This is a genomic window from Empedobacter stercoris, assembly GCF_025244765.1.
Taxonomy (GTDB): domain Bacteria; phylum Bacteroidota; class Bacteroidia; order Flavobacteriales; family Weeksellaceae; genus Empedobacter; species Empedobacter stercoris.
On the sequence record NZ_CP104209.1, the window covers coordinates 97491 to 118755 of the forward strand.

The following is a 21265-nucleotide window of genomic DNA, read 5'->3' on the forward strand; positions in this document are numbered from 1 at the left end:
ACTAAAAAGAGATTTTATTTTTTAATATATTTTATAATTCCCTGTCGAGTGTCGATGGGGATTTTTTTTTGACTAAAAGAAAACAACAATTACCCATATAAAATTAAAAACAATGCAAAGTTTACAACAAGTAACAATCCCAGTTTGGCCCTTAGAGGACAATACAATTTTAAACAATGTTTCAGTAACATTTCAACTATTTGGGCTTCCATTAGGAACAGCACCAGTTATTTTGATTAATCATTCCTTACACGGAGATTCAGATTGTACCTATCATTGGGATGGTGTCATGGGAAAAAACAAAGCAATTGATCTTAATGAGTATACGGTAATTAGTATAGATATTCCTGGCAATGGTGTTTCCCAAACCATTAAGTACGATTATATTCCACGCGATCATATCACAGCACGCGATGTGGCGGTGTTGTTTTGGTTGACGTTATTTGAGTTGGAAGTACAAGAAATTTTTGCCATTATTGGTGCAGATTTAGGTGGAGGATTGGCATGGGAAATGGCGTGTCTGTTCCCAAATAAGGTGTTGAACATCATTCCGATTGCAGCAAGTCCTAAGACAACAGATTGGTTGGTAAAAGAGCCCACTGCAAAAAGTGAGTACCTAAAATCTATTTTCTATTCGATAGATATTTCACGTAACAGAGGCGATATTTTAGAAGTTTCGCAATACATCAAATCAAAAATACATGTGATTTATGTGAAGAACGGAAACTTGTTCAATAAAACCGAACTAAAACGTTATTATGCCAAATTACAAGGGTTTAACAAACATGTGCAGTTTCATGAAATAGAACAAATAGAAGACAACGAATTACTAAAAGCAAACATCGATAAGGTTGAAAAAATAGTAGACGGTATCCTCGAAAAAGAGTTTATTAATAACGTTGCATAAAAACTAAAGCTCCTGAGAAGGAGCTTTTTTGGTGGTTTATATTATGTATTTAAAATTAAAATTAGCATCATTTAAAAATGAAATGATGAGTAAATGATTTAATAAGTAGTTTATTTTATGATTTGTATTTTTTTTAAAAGTGTTTCAATTTCAGAATTTGTATATTTATCAATAGGATTAACCATTTCATTATCCACTTTATTGCTCTTTCTCCACCTTCAAATATTATAAATGATAAACATCCAATTATTCCAAATCCAAGTAAATATGAATTTATTTTAACTCGTTTTTTGGGTAAAACTAAATTCCTCCATAATCCTATATATCCTAGGATTCCGAATGAAAAGCATAAAATTAAAAGGAATGTTTTCCAATCATAAAATATGTCTGTTATAAATTGAAATAGCCAAAATATAGATAGGAGAAACAAAAATGTTGCTGGAATAATTCCGCTAATTAAAATTATATTTCTGACGGTTTGGTTCATAATTGCCGCTAACATTGTTTTTTCACGAAACTGATCTAGCTTTTGTTTCGTAAAAAATCACCTATATCTGCATTTCGTAAAATTAGAAGCAAATATAATTATTTTTTTTTGTAAATAAGATACTTATAAAAAAAATATTCATGTATCACGAAATAATTTATTGTAGAATGTAATAATGAATGTATGGATAGCGAAACAAAGTATTCTTGCATCATTTTATTTTTACAATTTCAATTTCCTCCCACTTTTGTTCGTGTTTTCTTCGACCGTTCTTCGACGAGAATGCCGTTTTTCCGAAGATTCGTCGAACAATGGTCGAACGATGGTCGAACAAGACCAAAATTGACCAAAAATTCAACTTCTCTCTAGCACTTATAAATAGGAGGTTAGCGAGGTTTTTATTTTGTTATATTACTATTATTGTGTAAAAAGCAACTGGACAGAAGTGGACAAATGCGGGCAGAGCAGGGCAAATGCGGGCACAAAATTGTGTTTTTGTAAATGGTGTTGTTTCTGTTGCTAACTTTATGAATATTAACAATAAAAACTTGCAATTATGGCAGAAATTAAAAAAGGAATCCTTGGTGGATTCTCAGGAAAAGTAGGAACTGTAGTAGGCGTTAATTGGCGCGGCAAAGACATTATCCGTAGTTTGCCAAAAAAATCTAAAAGCCAACCTACTGATTTGCAATTGATGCAACAAATCAAATTTAAGAAAATTATTGGTTTTTTGCAACCAATTCGTCTTATTCTTAATTTATATTTTGGGAATAGAGTTGGGCTAAAATCGCGCTACAACATTGCGACGTCTTATATGCTGAACAATGCATTGGAAATGGAGAATGGTTTACCCATTATTGTATTAGAGCGTGTGTTGGTGTCGAAAGGCGATTTGGTTGGCTTTTTACAACCTACGATAGACACGGCAGGTGGGGATAGTTTCCAAATGAATTGGGAAGATAATTCTGGGCAAGGCAATGCGCAACCTTCGGATCTTGTGAATCTTGTTTGTTATTGCGAGGAACTAAATTCGTTCGAAGTGTTTCAGAATGTTGTAACTCGTGATTCTATGATTATAGATGTTACTTTACCAACGTATTACAATGGCAAAAAAGTGAATTTTTGGGCGTTTCTGAATAGTGAAACAAAGGCTATGGCGAGTACCAGTATTTATCTTGGCGAGTATATGGTTGTGTAAAGGTAGTAGTGAGGTAGTAGTAAAATGAAGTTCGTTGATTGGAGTGATTTTTCGGTACAATACTTTGATTAATGGCGTAGAAGAGTGAAGAAGAATCGTATCGAAAATAGAATTTTATAGATATTGTTCAAATTTATTTTGACCACATAGAAACATAGTTTTAGTTGTGATGGCTTATAAAGATTAGTTGAAAATACGAATAGGTAGACTACTAATTGGAAAGCAAAATCATTTGGTTCTATGTTTCTATGTGGTATTTTTTTTGCAAAGTGAATATGTATTTTTTTTTCAACTTTATGTTTGGTGTAAAATTCTGGGAGAAGCTTGCTTGTATTTATGGTTTTAATCCTAAAACTGTTCAACGATACATTGGTTTATTGTCGAACATAATCGATTTGAGTACTCTACAAAAAGTAGGGTGATAGCTAGATTTCGTGTAAAGGAATATTGTTTGTTTGGTAAATATTTGGTTATTAAGTATTTATTTTATAAATTAGTACATCTTAACATCAACTAAATATATGAAAAATGATTTATTTTTACAAAACGATGGAGAGGCATTAAAGGATATGAAGCTCCTGCTGATAGAATTCCAAAAAACTTTTCTACTATTAGAAGAAAATCAGAAATTCTATGATAACGCAGACCTAAAAAGTTTGCTTAACGTGAGTGACAAAACGTTGTATAGGATGAGGAAAACGAATAAGATTCCTTATATAAAATTTGGAAATAAATTTTATTATCCAAAACAGTTCTTTAACCAAATGGCTCTTTGATAAGAGCTTTTTTTGTGGGGTGTTGGGAGTGGTTGAGATTTTGTATATTGGGATGTTGTTGAATGAAATATAGAAATGACAACTTTTTTGTAAAACAGGTTTTGTTTATTCTTGTAAAGAAATATTGTTAAGTTTAATTTTGTAAAATGACCCTGACTGATAGTATTGGAAAAATTATAACCGAAATAAAATATTGTTATAACCCAGAAAATAAATATGGATTACAGGAGTTTGAGTCTTTTATAAAAATTGATAATGATAAACTAATTCAAATTCCTTACTTTCCAACAAAAGAATGGAATGAAAGTGAAACTTTAAAAAAGTTTGAATTAGCAAGGAAAGTTGAATCTAAACCAATAGAATTAATTTTAAATTTAAAAATCATTAATTATCATTTTAAATATTTCGAAAATGAACTTGATGAAATGGAGAAAGCAATAATTGAGCTTGAAAATGGACTATATATTACTGAGAAAATGGACCATTTGGATTAACTGATGTTGATTTGCATAGTATGCATACAATAGAATTTCTAAAATTAAAGGAAAATATTGAATCAGAATTTGAAATAAAACCTTTAATAATTCAATAATAATATCACTATAGCTAATATTTATTAATAAAAGCTGGTATAGTTTTTAAATAGAAAAAATATAGTAATACTCAAAAAGCTTCTAAATCACTAAAGATTTAGAAGCTTTTATTGGTTTTATAGTATTGGTATTCAGGATTGAATTGAGGGTGATTTTAACCTCTAAAATGTCCTACCCATTCTTTGAATTTACCAAATTGTTCTAATAGAAAAGATTCTTTTTCTTCTTCCTCTTGAGGAGAATCTGATCCAATAGGTAGAATATGTTCAAAATAAGTTCCTTTTAAAACTTTATTCAATAAACCTTCACCCATAAATGGTTTATCATCGTTCAACGTTTTAGTTGCTTTTAATAAATGACGAATGTCGTATTGTAATGGATTAATGTCTGGAACTTGCTTATTTAAATTAAGTAATTCATAAACTGCAATACGTGCGGTACGAACAGAACTTTCCATTGTGAAAACTACATCGTTATTGGTTTCTACAAATTGACCAACTAAACCTAGATTCTTACACTCAGCTGGAACTACTTGTGGGCGATCTCCTTTTGCTCTAGGCATAAACATAGATGTGATGTAAGGCATATAAGCAGAACGAGTGATTGTATTCTCAATAACGTCATCTATTTGGTCTTCAATTCCTAAATGATAACATAATTCTGTTAGGATTTCGTTTCCTGTACAAGTAGGCATTGTTTTCTTGATGTAGTTTCCTTCTTTATCCATAAATAATGCATAAACCCAAAGAACTAAAATATCATCTGGTTGTGTAGGAAAATGTGGTTGACGATTACAAGTAAAACTCATTAACCAATTAGAATCTGTAATGGTAATAATTCCACCTGTAACAGTTTGACCTGAATATGGATCATTAACAGAATATTCTTTTAGTTTTTCTACTAATGCAGAAGGTTTACAAGTTAAAGTAACAGATTCCCATGAAGATTTTTCAATATTCCCACAAAATTTTTCTGGACGACCAAAAACAGGAGATTTAGCAGAAAGGTTTTTCCATAGTTTCCATCCTGCACTTTGACCACTAGTATTATTATCTATCGCTAAAACTGGTGCCGTTGTATTATCTCCATACGCAGTATCTTCAGTCATAGAACCAGTAGTTACAATAACATAATCATTTGGTGTAACAGGAATAATTACATCTTGTCCATCTTGTTCTGTTATAATTCCTTTGACTACTTTTCCTTCTGTATTAATTAATAAATCTAAATCTTTAACCAGTGTATTTAACTGAATTTTTACTCCTTTTTCTTTTAACCATTTACCTAATGGCGTAACAAAAGTGTCGTATTGATTGTATTTAGGAAATACCAATGAAGAAAGATCATTTAAACCATCAATCGCATGTAAAAAGCGATGCATATATAATTTGAACTCTAGTAAACTATGCCAATTCTCAAAGGCAAACATTGTGCGCCAAAATGTCCAGAAATTACTTTCTAAGAATGATTGATTAAAATAATCTTCAATCGTTATGTCGTCCAATTCTTCTTTTTTCTTCAACAAAAGTTTGATAATAGCTAATTGATCTTTCTTATTTAAACCAAATTTACTAAAGTCTTTTACTTTCCCTTTTTCATGAATTAAACGTGCAATAGAATAATTAGAATCATTATCATTTACTAATCTATATTCGTCTAAAACACTATAAGGTTCTGGTAACTCTAATGCAGGAATGTCTTGGAAAATATCCCATAAATTCTCGTAGGTACAATCCATTTCTCGACCTCCTCGAATTATGTAACCATCTTTTGCATTTCCAGCTCCATCTAACGAACCTCCTTCTACCTGAAGTTGTTCTATAAATGTGATATTCTCTGGAGTGAAATGTCCGTCTCTAATAAAATAATAGGCAGTAGCTAAACCTGCAATACCACTTCCCACAATATATACCTTACTGTCCTTATAAGATTTTGTAGGAATTCCTTTATTGCGTTGGTAATTTCCTATTTGATCAGAGAAAGGATAAGATTTTTCTGGAGTGTTTCTTGGTGTTTCTTTACTCGCATCTGGTTGATGATCAATATTTCCGTAGATAGTAGAATGATTTAAAACGTTGTCAAATTTTGAAGTAACTTTATCCATAATTATTTATTTTAAGATTCTACAATAAAATTACGCTTTATTATTTTTCTAAAGTATCCCGAAATTCGTCATTTGTATCCCAAATTTCTTTTTTTATATATGTTGTTGTTTTCTATATTGTTGAGGAGAAATAGAAGTGTATTTTTTAAAAAAACGACCAAAAGATGAAGAAGAGTTGAAACCTAGATCTAATGCTATTTGGACAATTGTTTTCTCTGAGTAGCCAAGCAAAACATACGCTTCTTTTAATAAATACTCGTCAATAATAACATGTGGAGTTTTCTTAGTTGCTTTTTTTACAAGGTGAATCAAATATTTATTTGTAATAAACAATTGATCTGCATAAAACTGTACGTCTTTGTGAGCGATAACATTTTCTTGAACAAGTTGTGTAAACTTACAAAATAGAGTGTTGATTTCGCGGGAATGATTTTTATTTACTTTTGAATATTGTTCAGCAATTATAGAGGCAGATTCAAGAAGTAAAGTAAAAATAATCGATCGAATAATATCTTCTAAGAACAAAACATTTCTTTCTCGTTGTTCTTGAAGATAATTGATTAACATTAAAAGATGATTCGCATCTTTTTTATTTGCCTTACAAACTGTAAAGTTTTGATGTGTAAACAAATTAAGTTTATCAATAAAGAAAGGATTAGAAATGTTTTTAAGGAGAAAATTTTTCTCAAAAAACAACAATTTCATTCTAAAATTAGAGTTAGTATCTAGAATTTTCAAAACAGTAGAAGGAGCAGAAATCAAGAATTCGTTTTGAGTAATAAAATATTTCTGAGAATCTATCTCAACTTCTATTGAGCCAGATAAACAAATACAAAATGCATAAAAGTCGATTCGAAATGATCTTTCAGGAAAAGCAAAAATTGGATTTCCTGATGAGATATAATATAGTTTATTACAATTTACGCCATAAAAAGACAAGGTCTCTTTTAGGTTTTCATAGTTTTTCATGCTTGAAAATAATAGTTGGTCAGATCGTTTTTTAGGGTAGTAGAATTGATATAGCAAAAATAAGAATTATTTAGTAAGTAATTAAATACAATAAGGTATTTTAACTGTATTCTAATGTAAAAGTTATTTTCATATCAACTAAGTAGTTCTTAAATAAGAAATTTCATGAATATAATCAATGAAATATCGGCTAACAATGTTGAATGATGTAGTAATTTTTTGTAACAAGTAATACTTTTGGATTGTGTAGTTTGTTTCGGTTAAGATAAATTACCTTTGCAAAAAATCCGTTATGTTTTCTGCCATTAATAAAAAATTAAATTCAGATCCCGTTTATAATCTCCATTTTATTTTAATGTGTTTGAGTTCGTTGTTGTTTTCAGCGAGTTTTAATATGATGATTCCCGAGCTACCTGCTTATTTAAGCAGCATGGGAGGAGCAGAATACAAAGGATTTATTATTGCATTATTTACCTTGACAGCGGGAATTTCGAGACCTTTTAGTGGAAAATTAACCGATAAAGTGGGGCGGGTACCTATTATGGCAGTCGGTTCTATTGTCTGTTTTGTGTGCGGAATTTTATATCCTGTTTTAACAACCGTTTCAGGTTTTTTATTTTTGAGATTGGTACACGGCTTTTCGACAGGTTTCAAACCCACTGCAACAGCAGCTTATATTGCAGATATTATTCCGCGCGAACGTTGGGGCGAAGCATTGGGCTTGCACGGAATTTGTTTCAGTATCGGAATGGCAATTGGACCTGCATTGGGAAGTACAATTACATTATATACATCGATTAATGTGATGTTTTTTACGTCTTCGTTTTTTGCATTATTATCGATATTGATTTTATTCAATATGAAAGAGACCTTGCAAAATAAACAAAAATTTTCGTTCGGATTATTAAAGATTTCGAAGCAAGATGTTTTTGCAAAAGAAGCTTTGCCAGCGGCATTGATTACGTTTCTTTCGTATGTTGCTTATGGTTCTATATTGACGTTAATTCCAGATTGGACCGAACATTTAGGTTTTCAAAATAAAGGGGTTTTCTTTATGGTATTTACAATATCATCTATGATGGTTCGTTTCTTTGCAGGTAAGATATCTGACCAAAAAGGGCGTGTGTTGGTGATAAAATTAGGCTTAGTTTTATTGATTATTGCATTGGTACTTTTGGCTTCTATTGATGCAAAAATAGGGTTGATTTTAGGGGGGGTGATGTATGGAATTTCGACCGGAATTCTTTCTCCAGCGCTTAATGCATGGACGATAGATTTTAGTAAACCCGAAGAACGTGGCAAGGCAATGGCAACTATGTATATTGCGATGGAAGCGGGGATAGGTTTTGGAGCATTGTGTGCTGGTTGGTATTTTCAGGATTATATTGCCCGTATTCCGATGGTGATTTATGTTTCGGCAGCGATTTGTTTTTTGGGAACAATATATATGTTAAAGTTTAAAAATACGCCACACACCATTTAATAAAATAGAATGAAGACAGCATTATACGAATTTATAGCACAGCAGATTGAGGAAAAAATAAACTATCTGAATGGTTTGATTGAGGATTTGCGCATATCGAACAACGATACCAAAAGTAGTATGGGCGATAAATACGAAACATCGCGCGAAATGATGCAACAAGAAATTACACGTATTCAGAATCAGTTGAATGAAGTCTTGATTCAACAAGAGGTTTTTTCTACTTTAAAAGTGATTGAGAATACAACCATTTCTCGAGGCAGTTATGTAGAAACAACAATGGGTAATTTTTGTATTTCGGTTAGTTTTGGCGAAATTGTTTTTGAGAATAAAAAGATATTTGTGTTGTCAACCCATACACCTTTGGCTAAAATATTAGTTGGTAAATCCGAAAATGATACGTTCGAGATGAATGGCAGATTGTTTAAGATTACGAAAGTGGAGTAGCAATTCTGATGAATAAATAGTTTGAAAAGCGACCAAGTTGGTCGCTTTTTTTGTTTTTTTTAGGGATTGGAACAGTTACGCCTACTGCAAAATTGGATGTACAAGGTAATGCACGTATTGCAATTATGGAAAATGCTTCAGCGACATCTAAACCTGTGTATTGGGATCAGACTACAAAAACTTTAGAAGCCTTTAATGGTACAGTTAAACCTTTTACTACTTATAAATATACTATTAGCTTAAAAGATTCGGACTGGATTAGTGATCTTAATCTTAATATTTCTACTACGGATTATACAGTTATTGTAACTTCAGCACAATTTAGATTATTAAATGATGCACAAAGTTCAAGTAAAGCAATGGGGGGAGTTAGTTTAAACAATCAATCAATTAATACTGTTTCAAGTGCTTTTAATGATGCTGGATCTGCTAAAACAGAATTTGGTAAATTAACAGTTGCTGATAAAGATGTACATACTTTCCAAAAAGATGGAACATGGAGAATTTATGCAGATTATAAAGACGCAGCACCTGTTTCGAAAACTACCTACGAATGGGGTTTTGATATATTGGTTATTAACAACTCTATGGTTAAAGTAGGAACTGCACAAACTGGAGCTATCATATAAGGTGGATTTTTAAATATTCCAAAACCATCTGATTTGTAAACTAATAGGTAATTTTATAGTTCTAAAAATATCTCAATCCATAGGTTGAGATATTTTGTTTTATGCAAGTTGTAAATTCTATTATTGATACGTTTCACATTTTCGATAGGCTAATATTTTATCAATTCGGTTGCCATCTTTGTCTACAATCTCGAGTGTTAAATCATCTACTTCTACTTTATCTCCTACATTTGGAATGGTTTCGTATTTATCTAAAAAGATTCCGGCAACAGTTACATAGCGGTTTTCAATTTCTTCGTCTATATCAATTTCAAAGAATTTTTCGAATTCATAAATCGAAAATTGTCCATCAATTAGCCATGTGCCATCTTCGCGCTCTACGATTTCATAATCTTCGTTTTGGCTTTCTGGCGTATCTCCTACCAACTCATCTAAAATATCATTTATAGTAACTATTCCTGCAGTCGTACCATATTCATCTAAAATAATTGCAAAATGTGCTTGCGAGTTCTGTAACATTTCCAATAAAGGATAACTAAACGAATTTTCGTTGACAAATATAGGCTTGTGTATGTATTTTTTTAGGGTAAAATCTTCTTTACTTACGCCAAACATATCCTTTAATTTTAAGATACCAACGATTTCGTCTAAGTTATTATTCTTGGTAACAGGATAAGCAGAATATTTGTTTTTCTTGACTTTAGCACGTGCTTTTTCGTAATCGTCTGAAATGTCCAATGAGGCAATTTCCGAACGATGTGTAGCCAATGTGTTCACCCGTCGATCTCCCAATTCGAATACACGTTCTAAGATTTCGTGTTCTTTTTCCTGTATTTCACCACCTTCTGTACTTTCTTTGATAATGCTTTTAATTTCTTCTTCTGTCACCACTTCACTACCATCATCTTTAATACCGAAGAGTTTCAAGAAAAAATCATTTGTAGCCGTAAGTAACCAAACAAAAGGTGAGGTGATAGCAGATAACCATTTCATTGGTTTAGAAACGATGGTTGAAACGGTTTCGGGAAACTTCATTCCCAATCGTTTTGGTAATAATTCGCCAAAGACAATCGAAAAATAGGTAATAATTACCACCATAATAATTGGAGAAAGAGTTTTGGCATAGGGTGCAAGAAAGGTAATATTCGTTAGAAAACTCGTTAAATCTGCCGTTAATTTGTCACCAGAAAAAACCCCTAATAATATACCGATTAAGGTAATTCCGATTTGTACAGTCGAAAGAAATTTGTTTGGATTTTCAGCCAATTCCAAAGCAGTTTTTGCACCAGAACTTCCTTTCTTCATTTGATTTTCTAACTTAAATTTTCTTGATGAAACAAGAGCCATTTCTGACATTGAAAAAATTCCGTTCAATAAAATCAATACAATTATTATAATAATCTCCACTTTTATTTTATAATTTTGATAAAAATAAACCAAAAACCAATACCGATCATAATGTCTCAATTTAATATTTTAAAATTCTCTTATTTAATTTTACTTGTATTCTTGTTGAATGTAGGCTGTGCGTTTGGAAACAACGAACAAAATTCTATAGAAAATGATACGATAACTCCAACTTTTACAACAGCTGATTTAATTGGAAAAGGGAATCCAACGATGGTTGGAAAAGGATATAAACTGTTGCCAGAAGTTGCAGAGCAGTTTGAATTAATGAAGGCTGATGCCTTGAAAGCTGGCTTTAAAATACACGTGATTTCGAGTTACAGAAATTATACGTACCAAAATGGCATTTGGGAACGAAAATATAGAGCCAATCAAGCCAAAAAAATTGGAGCAAAACAAAATATCGAAAAAATCATCGAGTATTCAACTATTCCTGGGACATCTCGTCACCATTGGGGAACTGATTTGGATATAATTGATGGAACACGTGGAATTCCCGCTGATCCATTGAATGAAAAGCATTTTAACGAAGGAGGATCAATGCGAAAATTTAAACTTTGGTTGGATGAAAATGCTTCTAAATATGGTTTTTATTTGGTCTATACAAATGAAGCATCACGAAAAGGTTTTAAGTATGAACCTTGGCATTTTACGTACAAATCTATTTCAGAACCCATGTTACAAGCGTATAAAAAACTTGATATCAAGAAGATTTTACAAGAAAATAAATTGTTAGGAAGCGAGAATTTTACAGATGATTTTATTGAAAAATATCGAACAGAAAATATACTTGATATAAATCCTGTTATAAAATAGTTAAAGCTCCTTTTTGGACCTTTTTTGTGGTATCTTTAGGTAAAATAAAACGGTTTAGTTTGATGAGGTTATTATTTTTTATAGCATTGTTTTTTAGCACGAATCTGATGATTTTTGCAAAAGGCTTTGTTGTGAAAGATTTTGACGGTGATGGAAAGTTTGATAAAGTATCCATTAATTTCGAAACGAAACGAATAGAATTTATTTTATCTAGTTCTGATTATGAGAAACAATGCAGTTTAACGTTTGTTGAATTGGACCCAAATGCGAGAATTGAAGAAACAAAAAAAGGGTTTAAAATGACAAATACGATTGGGAATGCGACTTTTGTGTCTTATTTCCGTTATAATCGTCAGTCAAGAAGAATAGAATTGGCAGCAATAAAGCGTACGGTTGTTTGTGCTGATTTGACAAAAGAAAATGGTGAAACATTTTTCTTAGTTTCGACAAAAGAACTTGTAGCAAAATGGAATAGTGTAGACTCTGTTTCAAGTAAAGTAATCACTCTACCTACGCTAAAAACAAAAATTGATTTAGAATCTATAAGTTTGAACAATTTTAATGATTCGTTTTTAAATAAATTTAATCAACTAAGTGTAGTGTTTTATCATTCTAAAATAGGGAAACTGAACTAATTATTGCGATTAATCAATCGTTCTAAACGTTAAATTAATTCGAGGAGTATGTACTTTTTTTGTAGGCGGTAAGCGATGTAACCAATAATCTTGCGTTTCATCTTTCATAATTAATAAACTTCCACTTACAAGCTGTAGAGCAATTACTTTTTTGGTTGCTTTATGTTTGAAAGCAAATTTTCTTTCTGCACCAAAACTTAAAGACGCAATAGCGGCATACTGTTTCAATTGTTTTTCGTCATCACTGTGCCAAGCCATTCCCTCAGATCCATCGTGATACAAATTGACTAAACACGAATTATAAGTTTCACCAGTTTTATGTTCAACCAATTTCTTTAACTCGAGTAAAGTAGTAATCCAAGGTAATGCAATTTTAGTGATTTTAGAATAGGTGTAAGTAAAAGGAAAGTCACCATACCATGCTATTTTACGTTTTGTTTCAATCAGTTTTCCGTAAATAATTGCTTGGTCATTTTTCCATTCAATTTCATGAAGTAATTTGTTGTAATAAAGATCCGCTTGTTCATCAGTCATAATTTGACCAAAATAATTTACTGTACCATCTTGTGGCAATAAATTCTCTTCAGCAGTATATAAGTCATTGAATAAGTTCACAAGCGAAAACAAATGTTTAAGAATATTTATTTGATAATAATTGGAACTTTTATAAAAATATATATTTTTATAAAAGTTAAATTTTGGTTAAATATGAGAAATTTTTATGTTAAACATCCGATTTTTGTTTGTGTAATTAGCTTTATTTTAGTATTCATAGCTGGATATTTAAAAAAGTTAAAAGTAGATATAGCAGATTTGTTAATACAAGTTACCTATACCTTAGCCGTAATTTCTTTAATCTATGCATTAATTCGTATAAATGTATCTCGAAAAAAATATTCTGATTTAGCGAATTAATGAATCTGATTAAGCTAAAAAAGCAACGATTATTTCGTTGCTTTTTCACTTAAATACTGTTCAAATTTTAGTCCTTTTATTTTGTAAGGATCAAATCCTTTGTACAAATCGTGTAATAATTGCATTACTTGAAAATAAGTAAACAATGTAGAATATGAAGCTTGTTCATGATAGACAGGTATTTCTACTAAAAATAGAAATCGATCATATTTCGAAATTTGAACAGTATTCCCATTTCGATTAATCAAACCAATAAAACTTCCGTCATAATCTGGTAGGTTATGAAAAATCTCGATAGCTTGAGACAAGCTACCATCCAAAGGTAATTCAGTCTCGACATGTAAGTCGTCAGCGTAATTTTCAAAGAATATTTTCACCATGCAAAAGTAAGAAATTTTAATCTATTTTCTGGAATTCCTTTTTTTTCGAAGCAGAATGTTTAAATTAGCATTCAAATTATGGAAAAAATGAGTTACGACATTATAGTTATTGGAAGTGGTCCTGGTGGATACGTAGCAGCAATTAGAGCAGCACAATTAGGTAAAAAAGTAGCAATCGTAGAAAAAGCGGAATTAGGTGGAATTTGCCTTAATTGGGGATGTATTCCTACAAAAGCATTATTAAAATCTGCACAAGTTTTTAAATACTTGAACCATGCAGAAGATTTCGGAATTAACTTACCTTCAGATATATCATTCGAATTTGGAAATGTAGTTGCTCGTAGTAGAGGAGTTGCAGATCGTATGAGTAAAGGAGTTCAATTCTTAATGAAAAAGAACAAAATTGAAGTGATTCAAGGTGAAGCAAAAGTTTTACCTGGTAAAAAAGTAAAAGTTACTGCTGCAGATGGATCTGTTAGTGAATTATCTTCAGAAAATATAATTATTGCAACTGGAGCACGTTCTCGTGAATTACCTGCTTTGCCACAAGATGGTAAAAAAGTTATTGGTTACCGCGGTGCTTTAGCAATGGAGAAACAACCAAAATCTATGATTGTAGTAGGTTCTGGTGCTATTGGCGTTGAGTTTGCTCATTTCTACAATACATTAGGAACAGAGGTAACAATTGTAGAATATTTGCCAAGAATTGTTCCTGTTGAAGACGAAGATATTTCAAAACAATTGCAATTGTCTTTGAAAAAATCTGGAATTAAAATTTTAACCAATGCAGAAGTTACAGGTGTGGATACATCTGGCGATTTAGTAAAAGCGACTGTTAAAACATCAAAAGGAGAAGAAGTTCTTGAAGCAGAAGTTGTTTTATCTGCAGCTGGTGTTGTTCCAAATACAGAAAATATTGGTTTAGAAGAAGTAGGGATCGCTACAGAAAGAGGTAAAATTGTAATTAACGATTTTTGTGAAACTTCTGTGAAAGGATACTACGCAATTGGTGATGTTGTAAAAGGAGCAGATTTAGCACACTTAGCATCAGCACAAGGAATTTTATGTGTGGAGCATATTGCAGGTGAAAAAGTAGAACCTATTGATTACGGAAATATCCCAGGTTGTACATATTGTTCACCAGAAATTGCATCTGTTGGTTTGACAGAAGCAAAAGCAATTGAGGCAGGTTACGAAGTTAAAGTTGGTAAATTTCCATTCTCAGCTAATGGAAAAGCTGTAGCAAATGGTGCTGCTGATGGTTTTGTAAAAGTTGTTTTTGATGCGAAATATGGAGAATGGTTAGGTTGTCATATGATTGGTGATGGTGTTACGGAAATGATTGCAGAAGCAGTTGTTGCACGTAAATTAGAAACAACAGCACACGAGATTATGAAATCAGTTCATGCTCATCCAACAATGGCAGAAGCTATAATGGAAGCTGTTGAAGATGCTTATGGACATGCAATTCATATTTAAGAAATAAATATAAAATTATAAAAAAGCGGCCATTGGGTCGCTTTTTTATTTTATGAAATTGTTAATTCAATTATGTATAGTTTTTAAATTTATTTTTTTAACTATCTTTACATAAATAATTTAAAATTAATAAATATGAAAAAATTCTATTCTTTGGTAGCAGTTGCTGCATTATCTACCTTATCTTACGCTCAAGTTAACGCTATACCAGGAGCTGATTTTGAAGATTGGACTGAGTTTACAAGTGGAGTAAATTCATATGGTTTACAATCTTATGCTGTTCAAGGAGTTGGTAAAGGGGTAGATGGATCTAATTCTTTAAATATCACTACAAATACTAGTGGAAATGATTATGTTTTTACTTCAAGATTAGGAAATACTGTTTCTGCACAACCTAAAGAAATTACGTTTTGGGTGAAAGGGACAGCTGGAAAATCATTGTCATTGAATGTTTATAAAAGTGGATCGGGTTATTATGCGTATAATGTAGGAGATTTAACTTCGGATTTAAAAGTTGTTTCTTCTACAAATAATCAATATGGTGGGGTAATTGACACTAATGGAAATTGGGTTAAAGTAACGTTAGATTTATCAGATAAAATAGATTTAAATGTTTCTGATTTAACAAAAGATTTATTTGCTTTAAAAATAGGTAAAGAAGTTGATTATGCTCTTGATATAGACAATATCCAATTATGGGATGTTAATATGAATGTTTATGATTTAACTTCAACGAAAGCAGTTTCTAATACTTTATGGACAAATACAGCTTCTTTTAATGTAAAAGAAAAATCGGTTGTAGAAGTTTACAACATAAACGGACAATTAGTAAAATCTTTTGAAGTGAAAGGAGTTCAAACAGTTGATGTATCTTCTTTAGCAAAAGGAATTTACATTGTTAAAACAACTTCTAATGGGAAAACAGCTACTCAAAAAGTAGTTAAAAAATAAGAATTCATATTCTTTAATTAATAAAAAAGGGATTCAGTACTTCACTGAATCCCTTTTTATTTTATTCCTCTATTTTCTGAATTTTAAAACCTGCATCGGTTACAGCTTCCACAATTTCTTCTTCGTCCTCAGTCGTATTTACAGTTAATACCTTTCTTTCGTCAGTCGTATCGACCTTCCAGTTATTTTCTCCAACAGCTTCATCTAAAAAAGGTTTCACAGATTTGATACAACTATCACAATTTATATTTGTTTTGAATTTCATTTCGTTCATAATTTTACAATTTAAATTCAAATTTATAAAGATTTCATAAGATTAAAAAAACGTTCAAGTAATATTTGATTTGGATATTTAAATAAAAATCTATGAAACGTAATCTCGATGTTGTTGTAATTTCTGATGTGCATTTGGGAACTTTTGGTTGCAAGGCTCAAGAGTTATTAGCCTATCTTCAATCCATCAATCCAAAAAAAATAATTCTAAATGGTGATATCGTAGACATTTGGAATTTTAAGAAAAGTTATTTTCCTGAATCTCACCTTCAAATTATCAGTTACCTGATAAACCTCTCAGAGAGAGGAATTCCAATTGTTTACATTACAGGAAATCACGATGAATTGTTACGTAAATTTTCGACTATGCATTTTGGGAATATTCTGTTAACTGATAAATTTATATTGAAACAAGGTGATAAAGTAGCGTGGATTTTTCATGGAGATGTGTTTGATGCTTCGATTCAACATTCGAAATGGATTGCGAAATTAGGAGGTTGGGGATATGATAAATTAATACAATTCAATTATTTTATCAATAAATGTTTAGAGTTTTTTGGTCGTGAACGTTATTCTTTGTCACAAAAAATAAAAAATTCAGTTAAAAAAGCAGTTAAACATATCAATGATTTTGAACAAACAGCTGCTGAACTTGCGATAGAAAATGAATATGATTATGTGATTTGTGGACATATTCATCAACCACAAATGCGCCATGTTAAACTAGAAAAAGGGAGTTGTGTTTATATGAACTCGGGTGATTGGATCGAGAATTTATCGGCTTTAGAGTGTGTAGATGGAAACTGGTCTGTATTTTATTTTGAAGAACATCACGATATTTTGATGCAAAATTTAGAAGAAATCGAATTTAATTATTCATTAGATGAGTTGATTGTTTCTATTCTTAATAAGAAGTAAATGAGAATTTTATATGCTTTGCAAGGGACTGGAAATGGTCATTTTGCTCGTGCGCAAAAAATATTACCCATTCTCGAAGAATATGGAGATTTAGACGTTTTTGTGAGTGGTTCTAATTCTCAATTACAACTCGAAAATTATCAATTTAAACATCATAAGGGGCTATCGTTGTTTTATAATCAAGTCGGAAAAGTTTCATATAAAAAAATATTGAAAGAAAATAGCTTTAAATCATTTTGGAAAGAAGTGAATCATTTTCCAATAGAGCAATATGATTTGATTATAAATGATTTTGAGCCGATTACAGCTCATTCGGCTCGTAAGAAAAAGAAAAATAGTATAAGTTTAAGCCACCAAGCTTCATTATTGTTTGATGAAACGCCCAAAGTGAAGAATAAAACAGGTGAAACAATTTTGAAATATTATGCACCAACCACTAAACAGTATGGTTTTCATTTCGAAGCATACAATGATTCTATTTTCTTGCCTATTATTCGAGATAAAATTCGAATGCTCAATCCAAAAGAAGAAGACTATTATTTAGTTTATTTACCAAGTTTTCATCCTTCTGAAATCATTGAAAAATTATCGTTTATTAAAGATTCTAAATGGAAAGTGTTCTCACCTTTTACGAAGCAAATTTCTAAGCAATTTAATGTTGAAATTTATCCTATTGATGAACGACTTTTTACAAAAGCGCTCGAAAATTGTAAAGGTGTTTTATGTGGAGCAGGTTTCGAATTACCAGCCGAAAGTATTTACTTAAAAAAGAAGTTATTTGTGATACCAATAAAAGGTCAATATGAGCAATTGTGTAATTGCGAAGCATTAAAAAGGCTAGGAGTTGATTGTTCATATGATTTGAATATCGAAATGCTCCAACGTTGGGCAGACTCTACAAAAATTATTGATATATATTTTCCTGATCAAACCGAAAAGATTATTCAAAATGTTATGTTAGAAGCTATTGTTTAATTATTTTTCCAAAATGCAGGTGTGAATAAAATTAAGATGGTATAAAGCTCTAATCGTCCTAAAACCATTAGAAAACAACATAATAATTTAGCATTATCTGTTAAAGAATTCATTGAGGTACCCGGACCAAATTCGCCGATTCCAGGACCAACATTTCCTAAAGTGGATGCCGTTAATGTTAAAGAAGCTAAGATATCTTGGAAACTCATAGTTATACCATAATTCAAAAGCGCAAATAAAATAGAGCTGACAATCCATGTAAACATAAACATAACGAAGAATGCCATGACGTGGAAAACGATGGATTGATTCAGTGATCGATTGTTGTAACGAACAGGAATAATTGCGTTTGGATGTAAAATACGTTTGAATTCTATCCAACTATTTTTTAATAAAATAACGTGTCGAATAACCGTGATTCCACCTGAAGTAGAACCTGCTGAACCGCCAATAAAGAATAAAGAGAAAAAGATTAACGTGGTTACGGTTAACCAACTGGTATAATCTTCCATAGCTAAAGCAGTTGTGGAAGCGATAGAAACGACGTGGAATAAGGAACTTCTAAATGAGTGTTCTAAGTTGGACCAAGAATAGGTTTCGATGGAATAATTGGGATAAATATTAAAAAATAATACAACGAAAACTATAAATGTTACGACTGCAAGTAAGCCAACCCACCAGCGAAACTCTTCGTTACTCCATACTTTTTTAAATTGTCCTTTGATTAATAAATAGATTAATGCAAAATTAGTTCCGCCCAAAAACATCATGACAATTAGAACATATTGTATAAAAACATTGTCATTCCAATACATTAATCCCTCATTTTTGGTCGAAAAACCCGCTGTTGCAATCACACTCATCGAATGGTTTGCAGCGTCAAATAAATTCATTCCTCCAAAATAAAGCAACAAAGCAAAAAAAGCAGTTAAACCTAAGTATACTAACCATAGGTTTTTAGCAGTTTCAGTAATTCGTGGATGGATTTTATCGGTATAAATTCCGGGTGCTTCTGCCATAAAGAGCTGTCGACCGCCAATTCCAAGAAATGGTAAAATTGCAATTGTCAAAACGATGATTCCCATTCCGCCAATCCAATTGGTTGTACTTCGCCAAAATAAAATGCTTTTAGGCAAACTTTCTACATCATCGTAAATCGAAGTTCCGGTAGCAGTGTAACCTGAAACGGTTTCGTAAATGATGTTGACAAAACTAAAATTTTCGTTGATAATATGATCGTTTGGCAATAATATCAAAGAGGTGACATAAGGTAAACAGCCAGAAAGAATCAAGAAAAGCCATCCCACGCAAACCACAATATAGCCTTCGCGTTTATTGATGTGTTTTCTTCTGTCTCGTGTAAAATACATCATTGCAGTACCTCCTAATCCCACTAAACTTCCCGATAGTAAAAAAGGGTAGATTAAATTGTCATTAAAATAAACACTTACACATGTTGAAATAAACATGAAAAGTGCATTTAATAATAATAAAACACCCGAAAGATTCAGGATTACTTTGATGTTAAGCGATTTCATTATTTAAAATATTTGGTCACTTTTGGAATAAAATTCGCTTGGCTAAAAACAACCACATGATCTTTAGGTTCGATAATGAAATCTTTAGTTGGAATAGACCCTTCATTTCCACGAACAATTCCTGCAATAATAGCACCTTCTTTAAAAGGGAAATCAGAAACGGATTTATTTGCAATTTCAGAATTTTCATGAATTCTAAACTCTAACACTTCCGCATCTAAATCCGAAATACCTGTTACATCCATCACAGATCCTTGTCGAATATAACGGAAAATGCTATCAGCTGTTAAAAGTTTTTTATTGATAAAAGCATTGATTCCAACTTCTTGACTAAGATGAATATAGTCGATATTTTCGACTAAAGCAATTGTTTTTTTAACACCTTTAGATTTTGCTAATAAACACGACATAATATTGGTTTCAGAACTTCCAGTAACGGCAATAAATGCATCAGAATCTGAAATTCCTTCTTCTAATAACAATTCTCCGTCTCGACCATCACCATTTATAATTAATATATTATTTAAATCATCGGCTAAATCAAATGCTTTGTTTCGGTTGATTTCCAATAATTTAACATTGTGTTTATTATCTTTTAAAAGTTTAGAAACTTTAACTCCAATACTTCCACCTCCCAGTACAATTACATTTTTGTAATATTCTTGTTTTTTGCCAAGAATTTTATAAGTTTCTAAAATACCTGCTTTTTTGACTATAAAATAGACGTGATCATCAATGTAAAATTCAGTTTCAGCTTCTGGAATAATGGTTTTGTATTCGCCACGTTCGTTGCTTCGAATAATAGCAATTGGCATCAAAAGATTGTCTTCACCACCTTTTGTTGTCAAATACATGTCTTTGTATTTTTTGTCCAAAATTTTACAATCCGCATCCAAAACGGTTCCAACCATAAATAATTGACCATTTGCAAATGGATGCATGGCATTAAAAGCAGATTGCTGAACAAGGGAATAAATCTCGTCAGCAGCCAATTTTTCGGGGCTAATAAGCGCATCAATTCCCATACTTTGCACCCAAAATTGATTTTCTTTGTACAAAAATTCGGGATTCGAAATTCGAGCTAAAGTGCGTTTTGCACCTAAATCTTTTGCGATTGAAGCACTTGTAAGATTTGTATTTTGGAGATGAGTAACTGATATAAAAATATCTATTTCATCAATTCCAACTTCTCGTAAAGCTTTGAAAGAAGTGATATCGCCTCGATAAGCCATTACATCCAAACTGTTTTCTATCATCAACAATTTGTCTTTGTCCATGTCCATGATGACGATGTCATTCATTTCGTTGGAAAGTAATTTTGCTAAGTGAAAACCAACTTCTCCAGCACCTCCGATTAATATTTTCATGAAAGAAATTTAGGATAT

The 21265-nt window shown here is 31.5% G+C and carries 22 protein-coding genes; 14 read left to right on the plus strand and 8 right to left on the minus strand.

Features of this window, described 5'->3' with window-relative positions; all coding sequences use genetic code 11:
• Positions 1–112: 112 nt before the first annotated feature.
• The 4 genes from NZD85_RS00455 (at position 113) to NZD85_RS00470 (ending at position 3862) form a co-directional block, all read left to right on the plus strand.
• Positions 113–907, plus strand: coding sequence for an alpha/beta fold hydrolase (locus NZD85_RS00455; RefSeq protein WP_260542690.1), 795 nt, complete (start codon positions 113–115; stop codon positions 905–907).
• Positions 908–1950: 1043 nt separating this feature from the next.
• Entirely contained in the window at positions 1951–2592 is a 642-nt protein-coding gene (locus NZD85_RS00460) for a DUF6266 family protein (protein ID WP_260542692.1), read from the plus strand.
• A 689-nt stretch (positions 2593–3281) separates the two neighbouring features.
• A complete protein-coding gene (locus NZD85_RS00465; RefSeq protein WP_244958059.1) occupies positions 3282–3368 on the plus strand; it encodes a hypothetical protein in 87 nt (28 codons plus the stop codon).
• A 146-nt stretch (positions 3369–3514) separates the two neighbouring features.
• Positions 3515–3862 (plus strand): hypothetical protein, encoded by a 348-nt coding sequence (locus NZD85_RS00470; RefSeq protein WP_260542694.1) that lies wholly within the window; start codon positions 3515–3517, stop codon positions 3860–3862.
• 253 nt (positions 3863–4115) lie between these two features.
• On the opposite strand, the gene NZD85_RS00475 is transcribed toward NZD85_RS00470, so the two are convergent.
• Both NZD85_RS00475 and NZD85_RS00480 read right to left on the minus strand, forming a co-directional pair.
• Positions 4116–6065, minus strand: coding sequence for an oleate hydratase (locus NZD85_RS00475; RefSeq protein ID WP_260542696.1), 1950 nt, complete (start codon positions 6063–6065; stop codon positions 4116–4118).
• A 93-nt stretch (positions 6066–6158) separates the two neighbouring features.
• Positions 6159–7034 (minus strand): helix-turn-helix domain-containing protein, encoded by an 876-nt coding sequence (locus tag NZD85_RS00480; protein ID WP_260542698.1) that lies wholly within the window; start codon positions 7032–7034, stop codon positions 6159–6161.
• A gap of 292 nt (positions 7035–7326) precedes the next feature.
• On the opposite strand from NZD85_RS00480, the gene NZD85_RS00485 reads away from it, so the two are divergent.
• The 3 genes from NZD85_RS00485 to NZD85_RS00495 are packed head-to-tail and all read left to right on the plus strand — an operon-like array spanning position 7327 to position 9593.
• The gene (locus NZD85_RS00485; RefSeq protein ID WP_260542700.1) at positions 7327–8517 is read left to right on the plus strand and encodes an MFS transporter; all 1191 of its coding nucleotides are present in this window, start codon (positions 7327–7329) and stop codon (positions 8515–8517) included.
• Positions 8518–8526: 9 nt separating this feature from the next.
• Positions 8527–8964 (plus strand): hypothetical protein, encoded by a 438-nt coding sequence (locus tag NZD85_RS00490; protein ID WP_225541457.1) that lies wholly within the window; start codon positions 8527–8529, stop codon positions 8962–8964.
• Between the two features lie 50 nt (positions 8965–9014).
• Positions 9015–9593: a hypothetical protein gene (locus NZD85_RS00495; protein ID WP_260542704.1), complete on the plus strand. Its 579-nt coding sequence runs from the start codon at positions 9015–9017 to the stop codon at positions 9591–9593.
• 120 nt (positions 9594–9713) lie between these two features.
• Here the strand turns inward: NZD85_RS00495 and NZD85_RS00500 are convergent, their stop codons facing one another.
• The gene (locus NZD85_RS00500) at positions 9714–11000 is read right to left on the minus strand and encodes a hemolysin family protein (protein ID WP_225541459.1); all 1287 of its coding nucleotides are present in this window, start codon (positions 10998–11000) and stop codon (positions 9714–9716) included.
• Between the two features lie 51 nt (positions 11001–11051).
• On the opposite strand from NZD85_RS00500, the gene NZD85_RS00505 reads away from it, so the two are divergent.
• Both NZD85_RS00505 and NZD85_RS00510 read left to right on the plus strand, forming a co-directional pair.
• Complete coding sequence (locus NZD85_RS00505; protein ID WP_225541460.1) at positions 11052–11816, plus strand: M15 family metallopeptidase; 765 nt, start codon at positions 11052–11054, stop codon at positions 11814–11816.
• Positions 11817–11923: 107 nt separating this feature from the next.
• Positions 11924–12451, plus strand: coding sequence for a hypothetical protein (locus tag NZD85_RS00510; protein ID WP_260542707.1), 528 nt, complete (start codon positions 11924–11926; stop codon positions 12449–12451).
• 9 nt (positions 12452–12460) lie between these two features.
• Here NZD85_RS00510 and NZD85_RS00515 read toward each other — a convergent pair whose 3' ends face one another.
• Positions 12461–13066: an alpha-ketoglutarate-dependent dioxygenase AlkB family protein gene (locus tag NZD85_RS00515; RefSeq protein WP_188319908.1), complete on the minus strand. Its 606-nt coding sequence runs from the start codon at positions 13064–13066 to the stop codon at positions 12461–12463.
• 93 nt (positions 13067–13159) lie between these two features.
• Here NZD85_RS00515 and NZD85_RS00520 point away from each other — a divergent pair, with 93 nt between their 5' ends.
• Positions 13160–13366, plus strand: coding sequence for a hypothetical protein (locus tag NZD85_RS00520; protein ID WP_188319909.1), 207 nt, complete (start codon positions 13160–13162; stop codon positions 13364–13366).
• Between the two features lie 29 nt (positions 13367–13395).
• Here NZD85_RS00520 and NZD85_RS00525 read toward each other — a convergent pair whose 3' ends face one another.
• Positions 13396–13746, minus strand: a complete 351-nt coding sequence (locus tag NZD85_RS00525; protein WP_260542708.1) for a hypothetical protein — start codon at positions 13744–13746, stop codon at positions 13396–13398.
• A gap of 87 nt (positions 13747–13833) precedes the next feature.
• On the opposite strand from NZD85_RS00525, the gene lpdA reads away from it, so the two are divergent.
• Positions 13834–15225: a dihydrolipoyl dehydrogenase gene (gene lpdA / locus NZD85_RS00530; protein WP_260544514.1), complete on the plus strand. Its 1392-nt coding sequence runs from the start codon at positions 13834–13836 to the stop codon at positions 15223–15225.
• 135 nt (positions 15226–15360) lie between these two features.
• Positions 15361–16176, plus strand: coding sequence for a T9SS type A sorting domain-containing protein (locus NZD85_RS00535; RefSeq protein ID WP_260542709.1), 816 nt, complete (start codon positions 15361–15363; stop codon positions 16174–16176).
• 61 nt (positions 16177–16237) lie between these two features.
• On the opposite strand, the gene NZD85_RS00540 is transcribed toward NZD85_RS00535, so the two are convergent.
• Positions 16238–16450: a heavy-metal-associated domain-containing protein gene (locus NZD85_RS00540; RefSeq protein WP_171622240.1), complete on the minus strand. Its 213-nt coding sequence runs from the start codon at positions 16448–16450 to the stop codon at positions 16238–16240.
• 92 nt (positions 16451–16542) lie between these two features.
• Between NZD85_RS00540 and NZD85_RS00545 the strand changes: the two genes are divergently transcribed.
• On the plus strand, positions 16543–17367 hold the full coding sequence (locus NZD85_RS00545; RefSeq protein WP_260542710.1) for a UDP-2,3-diacylglucosamine diphosphatase: 825 nt from the start codon (positions 16543–16545) through the stop codon (positions 17365–17367).
• Positions 17368–18342, plus strand: a complete 975-nt coding sequence (locus NZD85_RS00550; protein WP_260542712.1) for a glycosyltransferase family protein — start codon at positions 17368–17370, stop codon at positions 18340–18342.
• Here the strand turns inward: NZD85_RS00550 and NZD85_RS00555 are convergent.
• Positions 18339–19880 (minus strand): TrkH family potassium uptake protein, encoded by a 1542-nt coding sequence (locus NZD85_RS00555; protein ID WP_260542714.1) that lies wholly within the window; start codon positions 19878–19880, stop codon positions 18339–18341. The genes NZD85_RS00550 and NZD85_RS00555 overlap by 4 nt on opposite strands.
• On the minus strand, positions 19880–21247 hold the full coding sequence (gene trkA, locus NZD85_RS00560) for a Trk system potassium transporter TrkA (RefSeq protein ID WP_260542716.1): 1368 nt from the start codon (positions 21245–21247) through the stop codon (positions 19880–19882). Before trkA ends, NZD85_RS00555 begins: the two co-directional genes overlap by 1 nt.
• Positions 21248–21265 lie beyond the last annotated feature (18 nt).

Excerpts from the sequence above, each read along its gene's own strand:
- NZD85_RS00455 (WP_260542690.1), top strand. The coding sequence starts at position 113 with ATGCAAAGTTTACAACAAGTAACAATCCCAGTTTGGCCCTTAGAGGAC.
- NZD85_RS00460 (WP_260542692.1), top strand. The coding sequence starts at position 1,951 with ATGGCAGAAATTAAAAAAGGAATCCTTGGTGGATTCTCAGGAAAAGTA.
- NZD85_RS00465 (WP_244958059.1), top strand. The coding sequence starts at position 3,282 with ATGAGGAAAACGAATAAGATTCCTTATATAAAATTTGGAAATAAATTT.
- NZD85_RS00470 (WP_260542694.1), top strand. The coding sequence starts at position 3,515 with ATGACCCTGACTGATAGTATTGGAAAAATTATAACCGAAATAAAATAT.
- NZD85_RS00475 (WP_260542696.1), bottom strand. The coding sequence starts at position 6,065 with ATGGATAAAGTTACTTCAAAATTTGACAACGTTTTAAATCATTCTACT.
- NZD85_RS00480 (WP_260542698.1), bottom strand. The coding sequence starts at position 7,034 with ATGAAAAACTATGAAAACCTAAAAGAGACCTTGTCTTTTTATGGCGTA.
- NZD85_RS00485 (WP_260542700.1), top strand. The coding sequence starts at position 7,327 with ATGTTTTCTGCCATTAATAAAAAATTAAATTCAGATCCCGTTTATAAT.
- NZD85_RS00490 (WP_225541457.1), top strand. The coding sequence starts at position 8,527 with ATGAAGACAGCATTATACGAATTTATAGCACAGCAGATTGAGGAAAAA.
- NZD85_RS00505 (WP_225541460.1), top strand. The coding sequence starts at position 11,052 with ATGTCTCAATTTAATATTTTAAAATTCTCTTATTTAATTTTACTTGTA.
- NZD85_RS00510 (WP_260542707.1), top strand. The coding sequence starts at position 11,924 with ATGATTTTTGCAAAAGGCTTTGTTGTGAAAGATTTTGACGGTGATGGA.
- NZD85_RS00520 (WP_188319909.1), top strand. The coding sequence starts at position 13,160 with ATGAGAAATTTTTATGTTAAACATCCGATTTTTGTTTGTGTAATTAGC.
- NZD85_RS00525 (WP_260542708.1), bottom strand. The coding sequence starts at position 13,746 with ATGGTGAAAATATTCTTTGAAAATTACGCTGACGACTTACATGTCGAG.
- lpdA (WP_260544514.1), top strand. The coding sequence starts at position 13,834 with ATGAGTTACGACATTATAGTTATTGGAAGTGGTCCTGGTGGATACGTA.
- NZD85_RS00535 (WP_260542709.1), top strand. The coding sequence starts at position 15,361 with ATGAAAAAATTCTATTCTTTGGTAGCAGTTGCTGCATTATCTACCTTA.
- NZD85_RS00540 (WP_171622240.1), bottom strand. The coding sequence starts at position 16,450 with ATGAACGAAATGAAATTCAAAACAAATATAAATTGTGATAGTTGTATC.
- NZD85_RS00545 (WP_260542710.1), top strand. The coding sequence starts at position 16,543 with ATGAAACGTAATCTCGATGTTGTTGTAATTTCTGATGTGCATTTGGGA.
- NZD85_RS00550 (WP_260542712.1), top strand. The coding sequence starts at position 17,368 with ATGAGAATTTTATATGCTTTGCAAGGGACTGGAAATGGTCATTTTGCT.
- NZD85_RS00555 (WP_260542714.1), bottom strand. The coding sequence starts at position 19,880 with ATGAAATCGCTTAACATCAAAGTAATCCTGAATCTTTCGGGTGTTTTA.
- trkA (WP_260542716.1), bottom strand. The coding sequence starts at position 21,247 with ATGAAAATATTAATCGGAGGTGCTGGAGAAGTTGGTTTTCACTTAGCA.